Source organism: Streptomyces sp. NPDC041205, assembly GCF_055591765.1.
Map to the genome: position 1 here is coordinate 725,655 of NZ_JBVIZH010000002.1, position 15,670 is coordinate 741,324.

At 71.9% G+C, this 15,670-nt stretch carries 17 protein-coding genes; 10 read left to right on the top strand and 7 right to left on the bottom strand.

Annotated features, from left to right (window positions below):
• Positions 1 to 1,044: an alpha/beta fold hydrolase gene (locus ACZ6BG_RS10195; protein WP_468999383.1), complete on the bottom strand. Its 1,044-nt coding sequence runs from the start codon at positions 1,042 to 1,044 to the stop codon at positions 1 to 3.
• Between the two features lie 126 nt (positions 1,045 to 1,170).
• Here ACZ6BG_RS10195 and ACZ6BG_RS10200 point away from each other — a divergent pair, with 126 nt between their 5' ends.
• From ACZ6BG_RS10200 to ACZ6BG_RS10215, 4 genes are all read left to right on the top strand, one after another.
• Complete coding sequence (locus ACZ6BG_RS10200) at positions 1,171 to 1,389, top strand: hypothetical protein (RefSeq protein WP_468999385.1); 219 nt, start codon at positions 1,171 to 1,173, stop codon at positions 1,387 to 1,389.
• A 180-nt stretch (positions 1,390 to 1,569) separates the two neighbouring features.
• Positions 1,570 to 2,211: a TetR/AcrR family transcriptional regulator gene (locus ACZ6BG_RS10205; RefSeq protein WP_468451504.1), complete on the top strand. Its 642-nt coding sequence runs from the start codon at positions 1,570 to 1,572 to the stop codon at positions 2,209 to 2,211.
• A gap of 146 nt (positions 2,212 to 2,357) precedes the next feature.
• A complete protein-coding gene (locus ACZ6BG_RS10210; RefSeq protein WP_030359794.1) occupies positions 2,358 to 2,585 on the top strand; it encodes a DUF3107 domain-containing protein in 228 nt (75 codons plus the stop codon).
• Between the two features lie 285 nt (positions 2,586 to 2,870).
• Complete coding sequence (locus tag ACZ6BG_RS10215) at positions 2,871 to 3,140, top strand: hypothetical protein (RefSeq protein WP_468451502.1); 270 nt, start codon at positions 2,871 to 2,873, stop codon at positions 3,138 to 3,140.
• Between the two features lie 20 nt (positions 3,141 to 3,160).
• Here the strand turns inward: ACZ6BG_RS10215 and ACZ6BG_RS10220 are convergent, their stop codons facing one another.
• On the bottom strand, positions 3,161 to 3,913 hold the full coding sequence (locus ACZ6BG_RS10220) for a ferritin-like fold-containing protein (protein ID WP_385716189.1): 753 nt from the start codon (positions 3,911 to 3,913) through the stop codon (positions 3,161 to 3,163).
• A 476-nt stretch (positions 3,914 to 4,389) separates the two neighbouring features.
• On the opposite strand from ACZ6BG_RS10220, the gene ACZ6BG_RS10225 reads away from it, so the two are divergent.
• Positions 4,390 to 5,991, top strand: coding sequence for a DEAD/DEAH box helicase (locus ACZ6BG_RS10225; protein ID WP_468999389.1), 1,602 nt, complete (start codon positions 4,390 to 4,392; stop codon positions 5,989 to 5,991).
• 410 nt (positions 5,992 to 6,401) lie between these two features.
• Positions 6,402 to 7,301 (top strand): alpha/beta fold hydrolase, encoded by a 900-nt coding sequence (locus ACZ6BG_RS10230; protein ID WP_468999393.1) that lies wholly within the window; start codon positions 6,402 to 6,404, stop codon positions 7,299 to 7,301.
• A 19-nt stretch (positions 7,302 to 7,320) separates the two neighbouring features.
• Here ACZ6BG_RS10230 and ACZ6BG_RS10235 read toward each other — a convergent pair whose 3' ends face one another.
• A complete protein-coding gene (locus ACZ6BG_RS10235) occupies positions 7,321 to 8,259 on the bottom strand; it encodes an NYN domain-containing protein (protein ID WP_468999396.1) in 939 nt (312 codons plus the stop codon).
• Positions 8,260 to 8,474: 215 nt separating this feature from the next.
• Here ACZ6BG_RS10235 and ACZ6BG_RS10240 point away from each other — a divergent pair, with 215 nt between their 5' ends.
• Positions 8,475 to 8,627, top strand: coding sequence for a hypothetical protein (locus ACZ6BG_RS10240; RefSeq protein ID WP_016644538.1), 153 nt, complete (start codon positions 8,475 to 8,477; stop codon positions 8,625 to 8,627).
• 102 nt (positions 8,628 to 8,729) lie between these two features.
• Here ACZ6BG_RS10240 and ACZ6BG_RS10245 read toward each other — a convergent pair whose 3' ends face one another.
• The 3 genes from ACZ6BG_RS10245 to ACZ6BG_RS10255 form a co-directional block, all read right to left on the bottom strand.
• Positions 8,730 to 9,332 carry a MarC family protein gene (locus ACZ6BG_RS10245; RefSeq protein WP_468451494.1) on the bottom strand — a complete coding sequence of 201 codons (603 nt, stop codon included), beginning with the start codon at positions 9,330 to 9,332 and terminating at the stop codon, positions 8,730 to 8,732.
• Positions 9,333 to 9,475: 143 nt separating this feature from the next.
• Positions 9,476 to 10,351, bottom strand: coding sequence for a PHP domain-containing protein (locus ACZ6BG_RS10250; protein WP_468999399.1), 876 nt, complete (start codon positions 10,349 to 10,351; stop codon positions 9,476 to 9,478).
• 378 nt (positions 10,352 to 10,729) lie between these two features.
• Positions 10,730 to 11,371, bottom strand: coding sequence for a DUF6758 family protein (locus ACZ6BG_RS10255; protein ID WP_468451490.1), 642 nt, complete (start codon positions 11,369 to 11,371; stop codon positions 10,730 to 10,732).
• Between the two features lie 192 nt (positions 11,372 to 11,563).
• Here ACZ6BG_RS10255 and ACZ6BG_RS10260 point away from each other — a divergent pair, with 192 nt between their 5' ends.
• Entirely contained in the window at positions 11,564 to 12,871 is a 1,308-nt protein-coding gene (locus ACZ6BG_RS10260; protein ID WP_468999405.1) for an MFS transporter, read from the top strand.
• A 65-nt stretch (positions 12,872 to 12,936) separates the two neighbouring features.
• Here ACZ6BG_RS10260 and ACZ6BG_RS10265 read toward each other — a convergent pair whose 3' ends face one another.
• Positions 12,937 to 13,521 (bottom strand): suppressor of fused domain protein, encoded by a 585-nt coding sequence (locus ACZ6BG_RS10265; protein WP_468999408.1) that lies wholly within the window; start codon positions 13,519 to 13,521, stop codon positions 12,937 to 12,939.
• Positions 13,522 to 14,000: 479 nt separating this feature from the next.
• Between ACZ6BG_RS10265 and ACZ6BG_RS10270 the strand changes: the two genes are divergently transcribed.
• Complete coding sequence (locus tag ACZ6BG_RS10270) at positions 14,001 to 15,116, top strand: magnesium and cobalt transport protein CorA (protein WP_468451484.1); 1,116 nt, start codon at positions 14,001 to 14,003, stop codon at positions 15,114 to 15,116.
• 30 nt (positions 15,117 to 15,146) lie between these two features.
• Entirely contained in the window at positions 15,147 to 15,668 is a 522-nt protein-coding gene (locus ACZ6BG_RS10275; protein WP_468451482.1) for a hypothetical protein, read from the top strand.
• Positions 15,669 to 15,670 lie beyond the last annotated feature (2 nt).

The following is a 15,670-nucleotide window of genomic DNA, read 5'->3' on the forward strand; positions in this document are numbered from 1 at the left end:
TCAGCTCCTCGAACCCGAATCGCGATGGTCGCTCACACGGCCACCATCGCGCACACCAGGCGTCTCGCTCAACTCATCCGGACCGGCCAACTCCTCTGTATCGGCCAGAAGTTCGCGAATCGCGGCGGCCACGGTCTCCGGATACTCCATCATCGCCACGTGCCCCGCGTCCGGCAGCGTGAGCAGCCGGGAGTAGCGGAAGGCGGCCGACGCCCGGCGCGCCATGCGGTACGACACGAGCTGGTCCCGGCCGCCGTACACGAGCAGGGTCGGCGCGAGCACCCGCTCGGCCTGCCGCCACAGGCCGTGCTGGCCGCCGAGGGTGTACGCGTTCACGATGCCGCGGGCCGACCGGGCCATCGCGTCCCAGAAGTACGGAAGGGCGAGGCGCCGCTCCATCTCGCGCACGGCCGCCCGGAAGCCCTCCGGCGTGACCCGCCCCGGATCGCCGTAACAGAGCCCGAGCACCCCGCGCACCCGCTGCTCGGCCGTCCAGTCCCTGCTGAGCCGCGTGAACAGGCCCGCGATGCCGGGCACGGCGAGCAGCCCCGTGGGCACCGCCGCGCGCTGCACCCGCAGCTCGGGCAGCGCGGGCGAGATCAGCGTGAGCGTGCGCACCAGGTCCGGCCGGACCGCGGCGACGCGCGTCGACACGGCGCCGCCCATCGAGTTGGCCACCAGGTGCACGGGGCCGCGCCCGCCGGCGTCGAGGTGGCGGATCACCGCGCGGGCGTGCCCGGTGACCGAGTAGTCGCCGTCGTCCGGCGGCGGCGAGTCCCCGAAGCCGGGCAGGTCAAGGGCCTCGCAGTCCACGACGTCCTCGAGCAGCGGCATCAGCGCCGACCAGTTCAGCGAGGACCCGCCGAGCCCGTGCACGTACAGCGCGGGCGGCAGTCCGGAGCGCACCGACGGGCGCGAGCGCACGTTCAGCGTGAGCCCGGGCAGCGCGACCGAGGCGAGCCGCTCGCCCTCGGCGACGGCGACGGCGCCCGGCTTGGGAGCGGCGGCAGCGGCCAGCACGGGCGGCAACTCGGTCGAAGGCATGCGGGCAATGTTACGAGACGATCACGCGTGGGATCGCGTGTTCGGCATCACAGATCCCGTACAGATCGCGTAGCGGCCCCCGCACGTCTTCCCTAGGCTCGTAGGCAAGCGAGCCTAGGAGTCCACATGAACGTCGACCCCAGCGACCCCGAGACCTTCCAGGACGAGGAAACCGCGGGCGAGAGCAGCGCGGAGACCCCCGAGGCGGACGCCGCCGAGCAGCACGCCGACCTCAGCCCCGAGCGGGACGACTCCCTCCAGGACGTCGACCCGGGCGCGGCCAACGAGGCCGATGTGGCCGAACAGGCGCGCGTGGTGTCCCTCGACGAGGACGACTACCGCTGATCCGAGGCGCCGACAAACACACAGCTGCCCGTGTTTGCCCTGCTACGCACGGCTGCGCGGATCCGCTGAGGGCATCCAGTCCGTGAAATTCTGCGCTCACACCGCGCACATCACAGTTACCGAAAAGTACGATGGCGTCGCGGCGCACACCGCAGCACAAGGACGACTTTGGGAGGCGGCGTGACAGCCATCGAGCAGACAGAGGCGGCGCGCCCGCGGGGCACACGCCTGCCGCGCCGTGCCCGACGCAATCAGCTTCTGGGCGCGGCCCAGGAGGTCTTCGTCGCCCAGGGGTACCACGCGGCGGCCATGGACGACATCGCCGAGCGGGCCGGCGTCAGCAAGCCGGTGCTGTACCAGCACTTCCCCGGCAAGCTCGACCTCTATCTGGCCCTGCTCGACCAGCACTGCGAGAACCTGCTGCAGGCGGTGCGCGCGGCGCTCGCGTCGACGACGGACAACAAGCAGCGCGTCGGCGCGACGATGGACGCCTATTTCGGGTACGTCGAGGACGACGGCGGCGCGTTCCGCCTGGTCTTCGAGTCGGACCTGACGAACGAGCCCGCGGTCCGCGAGCGCGTGGACAAGGTGACCCTGGAGTGCGCGGAGGCGATCTGCGAGGTCATCGCGGAGGACACCGGTCTTTCCAAGTCCGAGTCGATGCTCCTGGCCTCGGGACTCGGCGGCCTCTCCCAGGTCGTCGCGCGCTACTGGCTGCACAGCGACGGCGGTGTCCCGCGCGAGAAGGCGGTGCAGCTGCTCACCTCGCTGGCCTGGCGCGGCATCGCGGGCTTCCCGCTGCACGGCTCCGAAGGCCACTGACCGCGCGTTTGTTCCCGTCCCCCGCGGCCGCCGTGTTCGCTCCTGGCGTGCACGGCCGGAACCGATCCTGTCCCCTCTCCGGGCTAATCTGTGCTGGGTACGGCGCGGGCGACCGCGCACATCACTGACCGTCGGAGGGACAAAGCGTGGAGGTCAAGATCGGCGTGCAGCACGCGCCTCGCGAGATCGTTCTGGAGAGCGGTCAGAGCGTCGAGGAGGTCGAGAGCGCGGTGGCCGACGCCCTGTCGGGCAAGGCCCAGCTGCTGACTCTGGCGGACGACAAGGGCCGCAAGGTCCTGGTGCCGGCCGACCGCCTCGCGTACGTGGAGATCGGCGAGCCGACCGTGCGCAAGGTGGGCTTCGGCGCCCTGTAGGGCCGCACGCGAGACGACGGAAGGGCCCGGAGGCATCGCCTCCGGGCCCTTCCGCCATTCACGCCGCCGTTCGCGCCGCTATTCGCTCAGCCATTCGCTCCGTCATCCGCGTCGACTCCGTGGCGGGGTCCTTCCGTCATCCGCGTCGACTCCGTGGCGGGTGCGCCGAGTTCACCGCCGTCCCGCGCTCCGGTGCGCGGTGAGTATGGAGGGTTGCATTCCGGCAGCCGGGGGTAAGACCGGCTACGACCGTTTTGCACCTGGCCACGAGGGAGGGAACACACCGTGATCCTCGAAGCACTCGGCTCCGCACTGATCGGCCTGGCCCTCGCCTGGGCGACCGCCCGCCGCCTGCCGCACCGGCTGCCCGCACGGACGCTGGTGCTCGCGACCGGCGTGGGCGGAGCGCTGATCGGAGCGTTCATCACGCACATGGCGCTGGGGCCGGGGAGCAGCCCAGCGACCCTGGTCGGAGCCCTGGCCGTGTCGGCCGCGCTGCTTTCCCTGCTGCTTCGCCCCACCCGCCGCCTGCACCGCCGCCAGGTTCCTGCCTGACGGCGGAGCGGAGCCAGGGGTCAGGCGGCGAGCCCCAGCGCCGCCATCCGCTTCGTGTGCGCCTCGGTGATCCGCGAGAACATCCGGCCGACCTCCGCCAGGTCGAACCCGTCCGCGACCCCGCCGACCAGCATCGTCGACAGGGCGTCCCGGTCTGCGACGACCCGCTGCGACTGCGAGAGGGCCTCGCCCATCAGCCGTCGCGCCCACAGCGCGAGCCGCCCGCCGACGCGCGGGTCGGCGTCGATCGCGGCCCGCACCTTCTCCACGGCGAAGCTGGCGTGGCCGGTGTCGTCGAGGACGCCGAGCACCAGGCTGCGGGTGTCCCCGTCGAGGCGGGCCGCGACCTCGCGGTAGAAGTCACTCGCGATCGAGTCGCCGACGTACGCCTTGACCAGGCCTTCGAGCCAGTCGGACGGCGCCGTCTGGCGGTGGAAGCCGTCGAGCGCCTCGACGAAGGGCTCCATCGCCGCCGTCGGCTCCTCGCCGACCGCCGCGAGCCGGTCCCGCAGCCGCTCGAAGTGGTGGAACTCGGCCGACGCCATCTTCGCCAGCTCCGCCTTGTCGCCGAGGGTCGGCGCCAGCTTCGCGTCCTCCGCGAGCCGCTCGAACGCCGCGAGCTCGCCGTAAGCGAGCGCGCCGAGCAGGTCCACGACGGCGGCGCGGTACTGCGGGTCGGCGGAGGCTGTCTTCCAGTCCTGGGCGGCGACCCCGGTGGGGGCGGCGGATCCGGTCTCTTCGGGGGGCTGCGCGGCGGTGTCAGGCGTCTCCATGAAGCGCACAATAGCCCGCCCACCGGATGGCGTAAGGGCCTGGTCAACCACTGTGACGACAGCAACGTGAGGAATTCGCCGGACACGCATGCGAGATTCCGGGGTACAGTGGTAATGCGCCCGCCGAATATTCGACGGGCCGCATGAATGAGGATGCCCGGTCGGTGGCCCGATCGGCTCCGACCAGACAGCCCTCCAGGGCGTACGCACCGTGCGTACGGCAAGCGGAGGGACCCCCTCAGCGGTGTGAGCGCTCGAGCGTCGGCAGTGGTCCCGTACCACCCGGCTCGCCCGGCTCTTTCCAGCAGGCGGCCGGCAGTCCCCGGCACGGTCACGACCCCCAGCGTTCGCCTCGCGCCGCGTCTCACAGAAGAGGCATTGCCCTGACTACGACTTTCCGAGAGCTCGGGATTCTTCCCGAGACAGCCGAAGCCCTTGAGGCCGTCGGCATCATCAGCCCCTTCCCCATCCAAGAGATGACGCTCCCCGTTGCCCTTTCCGGCACCGACGTCATCGGCCAGGCCAAGACCGGCACCGGCAAGACGCTGGGCTTCGGCCTGCCGCTCCTCGAGCGCGTGACCGTCCCCGCGGACGTCGAGGCCGGGCGCGCGACGCCCGAGCAGCTGACGGAGGCCCCGCAGGCCCTCGTCGTCGTCCCCACCCGCGAGCTGTGCCAGCAGGTCACCAACGACCTGCTGACCGCCGGCAAGGCGCGCAACATCCGCGTCCTCGCCATATACGGCGGCCGTGCCTACGAACCGCAGGTCGAGGCCCTCAAGAAGGGCATCGACGTCGTCGTCGGCACCCCGGGCCGCCTGCTCGACCTGGCCGGACAGCGCAAGCTGAACCTGAAGCACGTCAAGTGCCTCGTCCTCGACGAGGCCGACGAGATGCTCGACCTGGGCTTCCTGCCCGACGTCGAGAAGATCATCAACATGCTTCCCGCGAAGCGTCAGACGATGCTCTTCTCCGCGACGATGCCGGGCGCCGTCATCGGCCTCGCCCGGCGGTACATGTCGCAGCCCACGCACATCCGCGCCACCGCGCCGGACGACGAGGGCGCGACGGTCGCCAACACCACGCAGTTCGTGTACCGCGCGCACTCCATGGACAAGCCGGAGATGGTCTCCCGCATCCTGCAGGCCGACGGCCGCGGGCTCGCGATGATCTTCTGCCGTACGAAGCGGACGGCCGCCGACATCGCCGAGCAGTTGGAGCGTCGCGGCTTCGCCTCCGGCGCCGTGCACGGCGACCTCGGCCAGGGCGCCCGCGAGCAGGCCCTGCGGGCCTTCCGCAACGGCAAGGTCGACGTGCTCGTCTGCACCGACGTCGCCGCCCGCGGCATCGACGTCGAGGGCGTCACCCACGTCATCAACTACCAGTCGCCCGAGGACGAGAAGACCTACCTCCACCGGATCGGCCGCACCGGCCGCGCCGGCGCCTCCGGCACCGCGATCACGCTCGTCGACTGGGACGACATCCCGCGCTGGCAGCTCATCAACAAGGCGCTCGACCTGGGCTTCAACGACCCGGTCGAGACGTACTCCAGCTCTCCGCACCTGTACGAGGAGCTGAGTATCCCCGCCGGTACGAAGGGTGTCCTGCCGCGTGCCGAGCGCACCCGTGCCGGGCTCGACGCGGAGGAGATCGAGGACCTCGGTGAGACCGGGGCCCGTGGCTCGGGCTCGCGCGGCTCCCGTGGCGGACCGCGCCGCGGTGAGCGTGCCGCGGCCCGGCCGCAGGCCGAGGAGGCCGAGCGTCCCGCCCGTACGCCGCGGCGTCGTCGCCGCACCCGCGCGGGCGCGCCCCTCGACGCCGAGGCCACGCCGACGGCGGCGCCGTCCGAGGCCCCTGCCCCGGCTGCGGCCCCGGCTGCCGGTGCGGCTGCCGTGACGGAGGAAGCCGCGCCGCGTACGCCGCGTCGTCGGCGCCGGACGCGTGCGGGGGCCGACTCCGCGGCGGCCGAGCCGGCCGCCGTGTCGGCGCCGGCCGCTGCTGCCGCCCCGGCCGCGGAGGAGGCGCCGGCGAAGCCGCGCCGCCGCCGCACCCGTAAGTCGGCGGACGCCTCGGACAGCTAGTCCACGGGGTGGCCCACGCGGCCACCCACCACCCGCGCCCGGGGGCCACCCGCCCCCGGGCGCGGCCGTGTCTCCCCCGCCGCTCCGCGGCGGCCATCTCCCACCCGCCCGCCCCGCTTCACGGGTCCGCAGGCTTCAGCCCGCCTGGGCCACCTGGGGTTGCCCGGCGTCAGCACCACGTCCGCACCCGATGCCCACACCTGCGCCCACCCCACCCCTGTGGGCGACTGCTCCGCCCAGAGGGCGATGGGACACCCCCTGCTGCGAGTTCGGGGGAGGGTGGGCACAGCCCGGGCCGACGGCACCATGACGACGGGGGAAGGGCACGCCCCCGGGCCAACGGCCCCCACGGCGTCGAGGCAAGGGCCACCGCCCCCCCCCAAGGCCCAGGGGCCAGTAGCCTCGGGGACATGAGCAGGCCCCCCACCTTCACCCCGCCCGAGGGCACCCTCGCGTACCCCCTGCGTACGGAGCGCGGTGACTTCGCCGTGCTCGACACCCGCCCGACCGGCCAGGCCAAGGGCACCGCCCTGCTCCTGCCGGGGTACACGGGGAGCAAGGAGGACTTCATCGCCCTGCTCCGCCCCCTCGCCGACGCGGGCTACCGCACCGTGTCCATCGACGGCCGCGGCCAGTACGAATCGCCGGGCCCGGATGACGAATCGGCTTACGCCCAGGCCGAGTTGGCGCGCGACGTCCTGGCTCAGGCGGCAGCCGCCCGCACCGCGGACGAGGGCCCGCCGCACCTGGTGGGCCACTCCCTGGGCGGCCTGGTGGCCCGGGCCGCCGTCCTCCTGGCGCCGCCGGGCACCTTCGCCTCGCTGACCCTCGTCGCGTCAGGACCGGCCCGTATCTCCCCGTCGCAGCGCACCCGCGCCACGCTCCTCACGGACGCCGTCGCGGCGCACCCGATGGACGTCGTCTGGGAGGCGATCCAGGCCCTCGACCCCGTGGAGGACGTGAGCGTGGACACGAACGGCGGCGGCGCCGACGCGGCGGCGCTGCGGGACCGCTGGCTGCGCAACAACCCGGCCCAGCTCATCGCCACCGGCAGGCAACTGTGCGCCGAACCCGACCGCGTCGACGAGCTGGCCGCCGTACCCCTGCCCAAGCACGTCGTGTCCGGCGAGAGCGACGACACCTGGCCCGTGCCGCTCCTCGACGAGATGGCGCGCCGCCTGCGCGCCCACCGCACCGTGGTCACCGGCGCGAACCACTCCCCCAACACCGACCGCCCGGCGGCGACGGCGGCCGCCCTGGCGGCCTTCTGGGACCGGGCCGCCGACCACCGCAACGGAAGCCCGCGCTAGTTCCGTGGCACCGCTGCCGTCAGTAGCACTTCTGTAAGTGGTCCCAGAAGCCGTCCCGCAGCACCCGCCGCAGGTCGGACTGGCCGCGCAGCGAGTAGTCGAGCAGCCGCTCCGCCTCGACGAGGAGTTCCTGGTCGACGGACCCGGGCAGGTAGGGGTGGCCGGGCAGCAGGCCCACCAGCGCCTCGCGGCCGCGCGCCGAGAGCCACTTCGCGGAGATCTGGGCGCCGACGAAGCGCACGTCGTCCCGTGAGGGCCGGGGCGTGGCCTGCGCGCCCTCGTACGGCACGGCGGGGCGGCGGGTCACGAACGGCTTGAAGAAGTCCGCGTCGAAGGTGCGCTGGCTGTCGACCTCCCACAGCAGCGGCTCCGCCTGGTTGCGGCCGTCGGGCGCGTCGATGCCCCAGAGGTGGACGCGGGCGCCGTACCCCTGCGCCGCCTCGACCGCCGAGACCAGGTCCTCGTCGCCGCCGATGAGCGCCGCGTCGCTGATGGCGCGGTGCCGGGCCAGGGACTCCAGGTCGCTGCGGATCAGCGAGTCGACGCCCTTCTGCTGGTTGTTGGCGTTGAGGTTGCCGAGGCGCACCTTCACGTCGGGGAGCTCGGCGATCGACTGCTGTTCGGAGGTGTGGATGCGGCGTCTCGCGCCGTCGTACCAGTACACCCGCAGCAGCCTGCTGTCCGCGAAGATCGTGCGCGCCTTGTCGATCAGCGCGTCGATGAGCGCCTCGGCGTCGAGCTCGAAGGACCGCCGGTCCTCGGTGCCCGCGGCGAGCCGTCCGGCGGCGGCGTACAGATAGCCGGCGTCGACGAAGATCGCGTGCGTGGACGGGGTCTTCGCGACCTCGGCGAGCATGCGCTCCAGTAGGCCGTTGGTGCGTTCGAGCCGGAGGGTGATCTCACCGATCTCACGGGCCGTGCTCTCACCGAACTCGTCAGGGGTCTCGTCCATGTCCATACGAAACGCATTGTCTCGTCCGTCACTCGGCAGGCACAACCGGTAGCTGTCACTCAGCGAACACAACCAGCCGCGATACAGTCACGAAACAAGGCGTTCATTAGACTCGCGAAAATTTTCTTTAGCGTAGGGAATGTTTGAGGGAGTCAAGCCGTTGCACCCTACGTAGCCAGCAGTTCTCCTCCAGGAGGATCACCAGACGAAGGGAGAAGCCCATGCGCTTCGAAATCATGCGACTCGACGACGTCGACGGCACCGCCGTGGACACGACCGTCGTGGACGCCGCCTCCGTCAACCGGATCGTGCAGCAAGCCGCCGCCATAGGGCAGCGCCTCTACATCCGTCCGGCCGACGCCTCGGCCTCATAACGGCGCCGAACGGCCTCATCACACACTTCAGAGCCCTGTACGACACCGGCGCGTCCGGTGCCGTACAGGGCTCTGTGCGTGGGTCGCGGTCACCCGCACGGCTCAACCGCCGCGGATCACCTGCGTGACGCCGTTGATGATCTGCTGCACGGCGATCGCCGACAGCATCATTCCGGCGAGCCGCGTCACCAGGACCACACCGCCGTCCTTGATGACGCGGATGATCAGCAGCGAGAAGCGCATCGCCACGAACAGCACCACATGGATGGCCAGAATCGCCGCCCACACGGAGACCTGCTCCATGCCGTCGGCATGCTGCACGGCCAGGATCACCTGCACGATCGCGCCGGGCCCGGCGAGCAGCGGCATGCCGAGCGGCACCAGGGCGACGTTGACGTCCTTGGTCTGCTGCGGCTCGTCGGTCTTGCCGGTGAGCAGGTCGAGCGCGACCAGGAGCAGCAGCAGACCGCCCGCGATCATCAGCGCCTGGGTGGAGACGTGCAGATAGTCGAGGATCTGCTGGCCCACGATGCCGAAGACGGCGATGACCCCGAAGGCCACGCACACGGCCTGGAAGGCCATCTTCTTCTGCACCTTGGCGGGGCGTCCCGCGGTCAGCGCGAGGAAGATCGGCGTGACCCCAGGGGGGTCCATGATGACAAAAAGGGTGAGAAAGAGGGATCCGAAGACGGCGACGTCGAACACAGTGATGGCCTTGCAGGAGTGGGTCGTACAGAACAGCGGGCGGTGGCCCGGGACGCGTACCGCGGACGACGGCAGCGCGTGCCGCGGACGGTGGTGGTGAAGCGTTACGGGGACAGGGGGCGCGATACGCGGACGGTGGCGCGTTACGCCGACGGGCCTCCGCCCGCGCCCGGCACCGGGAACGCTCCCGTCGCCCGGCGCGTGATCTCGCCGTAGATCTCGGGGTCGGTGGTGTACTCCCCGAGCACGCACGTCTTCCGTGTGCCGTGGTAGTCGCTCGACCCGGTGACGAGCAGGCCCAGGTCGGCGGCGAGGCCGCGCAGCCTGGGGCCGGACTCGGGCGCGTACGCCAGTTGTTCCGGGTGGTCGACCTCGATGCCGTCGAGGCCCGCCGCGGCCAGCTCGGCGATCGCCGACTCGGGCACCACCTTGCCGCGCTGGGCTGCGGCGGGGTGCGCGAAGACGGTGACGCCGCCCGCGGCCTTGACCAGGCGTATCGCGTCGAAGGGGTCGAGTTCGTGCTTCTCGGCGTAGGCACGGCCGCCGTCGGCGAGCCAGTCGGGCGTGAACGCGTCCGAGACGGTCGGTACGACGCCGAGCTCGACCAGGGCTTCCGCGACGTGCGGGCGGCCGACGGAGCCGTCGCCGGCGATGCGCGCGACCTGCTCCCAGGTGACGGGGACGCCGAGTTCCTGAAGCTTGCCGACCATCGCCTTGGCGCGCGGCACGCGGTCGTCACGGACGAGTTCGCGCTCGCGTGCGAGCTCTGGCTCGTCGGGGTCGAAGAGGTACGCCAGCATGTGCATGCCCACGCCGTCGAGGCGGCAGGACAGCTCGGCGCCGGTGACGAGGGTGAGGCCGGGCGGCAGCGCGGCGATCGCCTCGGCGTGGCCGCGGGTGGAGTCGTGGTCGGTCAGCGCGACCACGTCCAGACCGGCCGCGGCGGCGTTGCGCACCAGCTCGGCCGGGGTGTCGGTGCCGTCGGACGCGGTGGAGTGGGTGTGCAGGTCGATGCGCACGCAGGGCTCCACGCTCTTCGGGACGGACGGGGGGACGCCCCAGTCTAACGTTCCGCGCCCCGACCCCCGCTCGGCGCTGCGCGCCCGGTCCTCAATCGCCGGACGGGCTCTCTCCCAGCCACCCGCCCCACCTGGACCCGCTGGCCCACCCCGGCACCTCCAGGCCGACCACGGCGAGATTTCAGCCCGTCATGGGGGTACCCCTTGCTCCTTAAGAGCTTGGGGGAGTTTGAGGACGAGGCGCGCAGCGCCGATCCGGCGGAGGCGGGTCCCACCCGCACGACACGGCGGGCGAGCGGCCGGGGTCCAGGGGGCGCAGCGCCCCGGTTTCGGTGAAGGGGCGGGACCGGGGCGCCCCGCGTAGGACGGCGCCCCGCCCTACGGCATCAGCAACCGCGGCGAGAGCGCCCCGCACGGCACCAGGTCGACCTCGGCCCCGGCGTCCCGCAAGTCCGTGAGGACGAGCTCGTCGTACATGAGCAGCCCCGACTGCTCGGGCCAGGCGATGGCCCAGAGCCACAGCCCCCGCGCCTCCCCCGCGAACACGGCCCGATCATCGGGCGCCCCCGGCACATGCCACATGGCCGTGGGCCGCCCAGCGGCGAGGACCTTGGCCTGGGCGGCCTTCCCGGCGCTCATGGAGGGCCCGGGATCGGGCCCGTCGATCCCCGCGTACCGCGCCCCGAGCCCCACCCCCAACTCCTCGGCGACAAGCACGAGTTCACCCACACCACCGAGCGGCGCGGGCCCGGAGCAGGCGACGGCGGTGGCCCGGCCGCCACTGCGGTCGTCCCCGGCGCAGGCGACTCCGGTGAAGAGCCACCCGACGGGCAGGGGCCACGGCATCCACACGGGCACCTGCGCGCGGCGCACGACGACCTGGAGGGCCTCGACGCTGGGCGGGATCACGGGCTGCAGCGGGTGCACCGTGCCGTGCACATCGCACTGCCAGGAGTCGGCAAAGAGGCCGGGAGCCCTGACCCGGCCACCACACTTCGGGCAACTGGGTTCGCCCCTCATAGCGCCCAACGGTCCTCCCCCCTTGCCGCCCCGTCAAGGACGATCACCCGTCCGGAGGCCGTCTCCTGACCACATCCCCCTGCCCCACCACCTGGGGAAATTAGATGTAGCTTGCATTAGTTAGCTCATCTAACTAGTATGTGTATACGGCAACGATCTACCCCCAGCAGCACACCCACCAAGGAGCCGCGGATGACCGCGCACACCCAAGGAGAGCTGACAGCGCCCGCCGAGGACGCCCCAGGACCCGACACCCGCACCGCCGCCCACGCCGGAGGCGACCCCTTCGACGCCGGAGCGGGCGGCCTGCTGCGCCAGCCGAAGGCGGTGTGGGCGACGGCGGGCGCGTCCGTGGTGGCGTTCATGGGCATCGGCCTCGTCGACCCGATCCTGCCGTCCATCGCTCAGGGCCTGAAGGCCACACCGAGCCAGGTCTCGCTCCTGTTCACCTCGTACTTCCTGATCACCGCCGTCGCGATGCTGGTGACCGGCTTCGTCTCCAGCCGCATCGGCGGCAAGAAGACCCTCCTCGCCGGGCTCGCCCTGGTGATCGTCTTCGCCGCGCTCGCCGGTACGTCCGGGTCGGTCGGCGAACTCGTCGGGTTCCGGGCCGGCTGGGGCCTCGGCAACGCCCTGTTCGTGTCGACCGCGCTCGCGGTCATCGTGGGCGCAGCGGCGGGCGGGAGCGCGGCGGCGATCCTGCTGTACGAGTCCGCGCTCGGCCTCGGCATGGCCTGCGGGCCGCTCCTCGGCGCGCTGCTCGGCGACGCCAGTTGGCGCTACCCCTTCTTCGGCACCGCGGCCCTGATGGCCGTCGGCTTCCTGTGCATCACGGCGTTCCTGAAGGAGCAGCCCAGGCCCGCGCGCAAGACCTCGCTGCTCGACCCGCTCAAGGCGCTCGGCCACGGCGGCCTGGCCTCGGCGGCCGCGTCGGCGTTCTTCTACAACTACACGTTCTTCACCGTCCTGGCCTTCACGCCGTTCGTCCTGAACATGACCCCGTACAAGTCGGGTGCGGTGTTCTTCGCCTGGGGCGTCCTGCTCGCGGTGTTCTCGGTGCTCGTCGCGCCCCGGCTCCAGGCCCGGTTCGGGTCCCTGAAGGTGCTCGGCGGTTCGCTGGTGCTGCTCGCCGCGGACGTCCTGGTGCTCGGGTACGGCAACCACGCCACCGCCGTCGTCTGCACCGTCCTGTCCGGTGCCTTCATCGGCGTGAACAACACCGTCTACACGGAGCTGGCCCTCGGCGTCTCGGACGCGCCCCGGCCCGTGGCCAGCGCCGGCTACAACTTCGTACGCTGGTTCGCCGCCGCCGCGGCCCCCTACTTCGCACCGAAGATCGAGGAGTGGAGCGACATCCACATCCCGTTCGTGGTCGCGGCCGTCACGGCGGTGCTCGGCGCGGTGGTGGTGTGGGTCCGCAGGAGCGCGCTCACGCACGAGGCGGAGGAGTTGGAGACCCGGCACGCGACGGAGGACGGCGTGACCGTCTTCGCCGGCTGAGCCCGGCGGAGGTCGGGCGGCCGGGGGCGGCCAGAAGGACCAACTGGCCGCGCTAAAACGAACGTTCAATCCAGCGGTACGGACTTGCGCAGCGGATCGCGCAGGTCCGTGCCGCCGTTCAGCCAGCGCTCCTGAAGGGCCCCCGCGCCGTGCACCCGCTTCCACGCCGCCTCGTTGGGCGTCATCGGCAGCAGCGGCAGGAACTGGACGGGGTCCAGGGGCGCGTCAAGCTCCAGGTCCTCGACAAGGCCGCCCGGCTCCGCGACCAGGACCGACGTGAACGGCGCCCCCGGCCACAGCGGCTCGCCCACGTCGAGGGAGGCGCCCGGCGCGACCACGAGCCCTTCCACCTGCGGGGAGGCGGCGAGCACGGCCAGCGGGCGGAGCACCTTGTCGGTGTCGACGAGACCGCCGCGCACGGAGAGCACCAGCTCCGCGCGCGGTCCCTGCACGGGGTCGGCGAGCACGGCCGTGGGGTCGGTCATCGGGCGGGCGGACATGCCGAGCGTGGCGTACCGCACGACGTCCCCGTCCGTGAAGCGCAACACTTCGATGCGGTCCGTGCCCAGGAACGTCACCGCCGCGCGTGCGTCCGGTTCCCCCAGGCCACTACGGAGCCGGGCCTCGACCAGCGCAAGAACATCAGCCATGACGCGAGCATAGAACTCGTCAGTGATGGGTAAAGGTGGGGGTTCGGCTGCTGGTCGGCTGATACTGTTGGCCGCTGGCCCGGGCAGCACGCAGAAGCGTCGCCTTCAAGCCCGGACGCAGGAGACGGCGCCTACGCGCCAGGGACCTCCCCTACGGGGGACCGGCCGGAGGAGGTGGGGCTGCAGTGGATCGAAGTCGACCGTGCAGTACCACTCGCTCTTCCGCCCGCTGAGCATCCCGCAGCAGCGTAGCTGCGGCCGCGCGCACGGCCTCCCCCGGACGCCCCGTCCGTACCCGGCCCGTACCGCGCACGACGGAAGAGCACCGCGTTTCACCTGATCTGCATCAGTAGCGTTGCTGCCACCGCGACAGTGCGGTGCTCCCCGCTTTGAGGACGAGCCAGAACCCGCAGCAGGACGTCCCCATTCCGGGCAGTTCCACCCGTCGCCGGCGGCCCTTTCGTCGAAGGAGCCTGCCCATGTCGATGATCCGTGACCTGCGTGACGCCGTGCGCCCGTCCCAGCGCAAGGACAGCCCCTCCTACAGCTCGTACGACACCACCCGCGACCCCAGCGCCGTCTCCGCCGTCGTCGACTGCGCCGTCTACCGCGACGGCCGCCGCGTCGCCTGCGACGACACCCTCACGCCGCACGAGGCGATGCTCCAGGTGCGCCGCGACGGGGGCTTCGCCTGGATCGGCCTGCACGAGCCGACGGAGGCCGAGTTCGCCGGTATCGCCGCCGAGTTCGGGCTGCACCCGCTGGCCGTCGAGGACGCCGTCCACGCCCACCAGCGGCCCAAGCTGGAGCGCTACGACGACACGCTCTTCACGGTCTTCAAGACCATCCACTACGTCGAGCACGCCGAACTCACCGCCACCAGCGAGGTCGTCGAGACCGGCGAGGTCATGTGCTTCACCGGCCGGGACTTCTTCATCACCGTCCGGCACGGCGGCCACGGCTCGCTGCGCGCGCTGCGCCGCCGCCTCCAGGACGAGCCGGAGCTGCTCGCCAAGGGCCCCTCGTCGGTCCTGCACACCATCGCCGACCACGTCGTCGACGGCTACCTCGCGGTCGCCGACGCCATGCAGGTCGACATCGACGACGTCGAGAACGAAGTGTTCGCGGCCACCGGCAAGGGCGTCTCACGCGGTGTCGACGCCGGGCGGATCTACCAGCTCAAGCGCGAGGTCCTGGAGTTCAAGCGCGCCGTGTCGCCGCTGCTTCGCCCCATGCAGCTGCTCAGTGAGCGGCCCATGCGGCTCGTCGACCCCGACATCCAGAAGTACTTCCGCGACGTCGCCGACCACCTCGCGCGCGTCCAGGAGCAGGTCCTCGGCTTCGACGAACTCCTCAACTCCATCCTCCAGGCCAACCTCGCCCAGGCCGCCGTCGCGCAGAACGAGGACATGCGCAAGATCACGTCCTGGGCGGCCATCATCGCCGTACCGACGGCCGTGTGCGGTGTCTACGGCATGAACTTCGACCACATGCCGGAGCTGCACTGGCGGTTCGGCTACCCGATGGTGCTCGGCCTGATCGGCACGGTCTGCTACACGATCCACCGCACCCTGAAGCGAAACGGCTGGCTCTGAGCCCGTCGCGGGCCTCGCTAAGCTTCCGGCATGACTGCTGACGCGCTGTTCGACCGCGCCCTCGTCGAGGAGGCCACGAAGAAGTCGGGGCTGATCTGGGTGCGCGGCGCCGCGCCCGACGGACCCGTCCGGGCCCTGTGGCACGTCTGGGTCGACGGCGCGGCCCACCTCGTCGGGGACGGCCCCGGCGAGCAGCCGCTGCCGGACCTCGTCGACGGGGCGGGCGCCGAAGTGACCGTGCGCAGCAAGGACAAGGGCGGCCGCGTGATCGCCTGGACCGCCGCGGTGACGGAGCTGGCGCCGCGCTCCGAGGCCTGGGAGGCGGCCGTCGCCGAACTCAAGGGCAAGCGCCTGAACGCCCCGGACGGGGAGCGGATGGTGGAGCGCTGGGCCGCGGAGTGCCGGGTGCTGCGGCTGACGCCGGGCGCGGCGAGCACGGACCTGCCGGACGGCTCTCTCGCGGCGGCCCCGCTGCCGACGGACGCGACGACCCGCAAGCCCGTACCGGCGGCGCTGCCGCGGCTGCTCCTGCGGCGCAAGAAGAAGCGCTGACG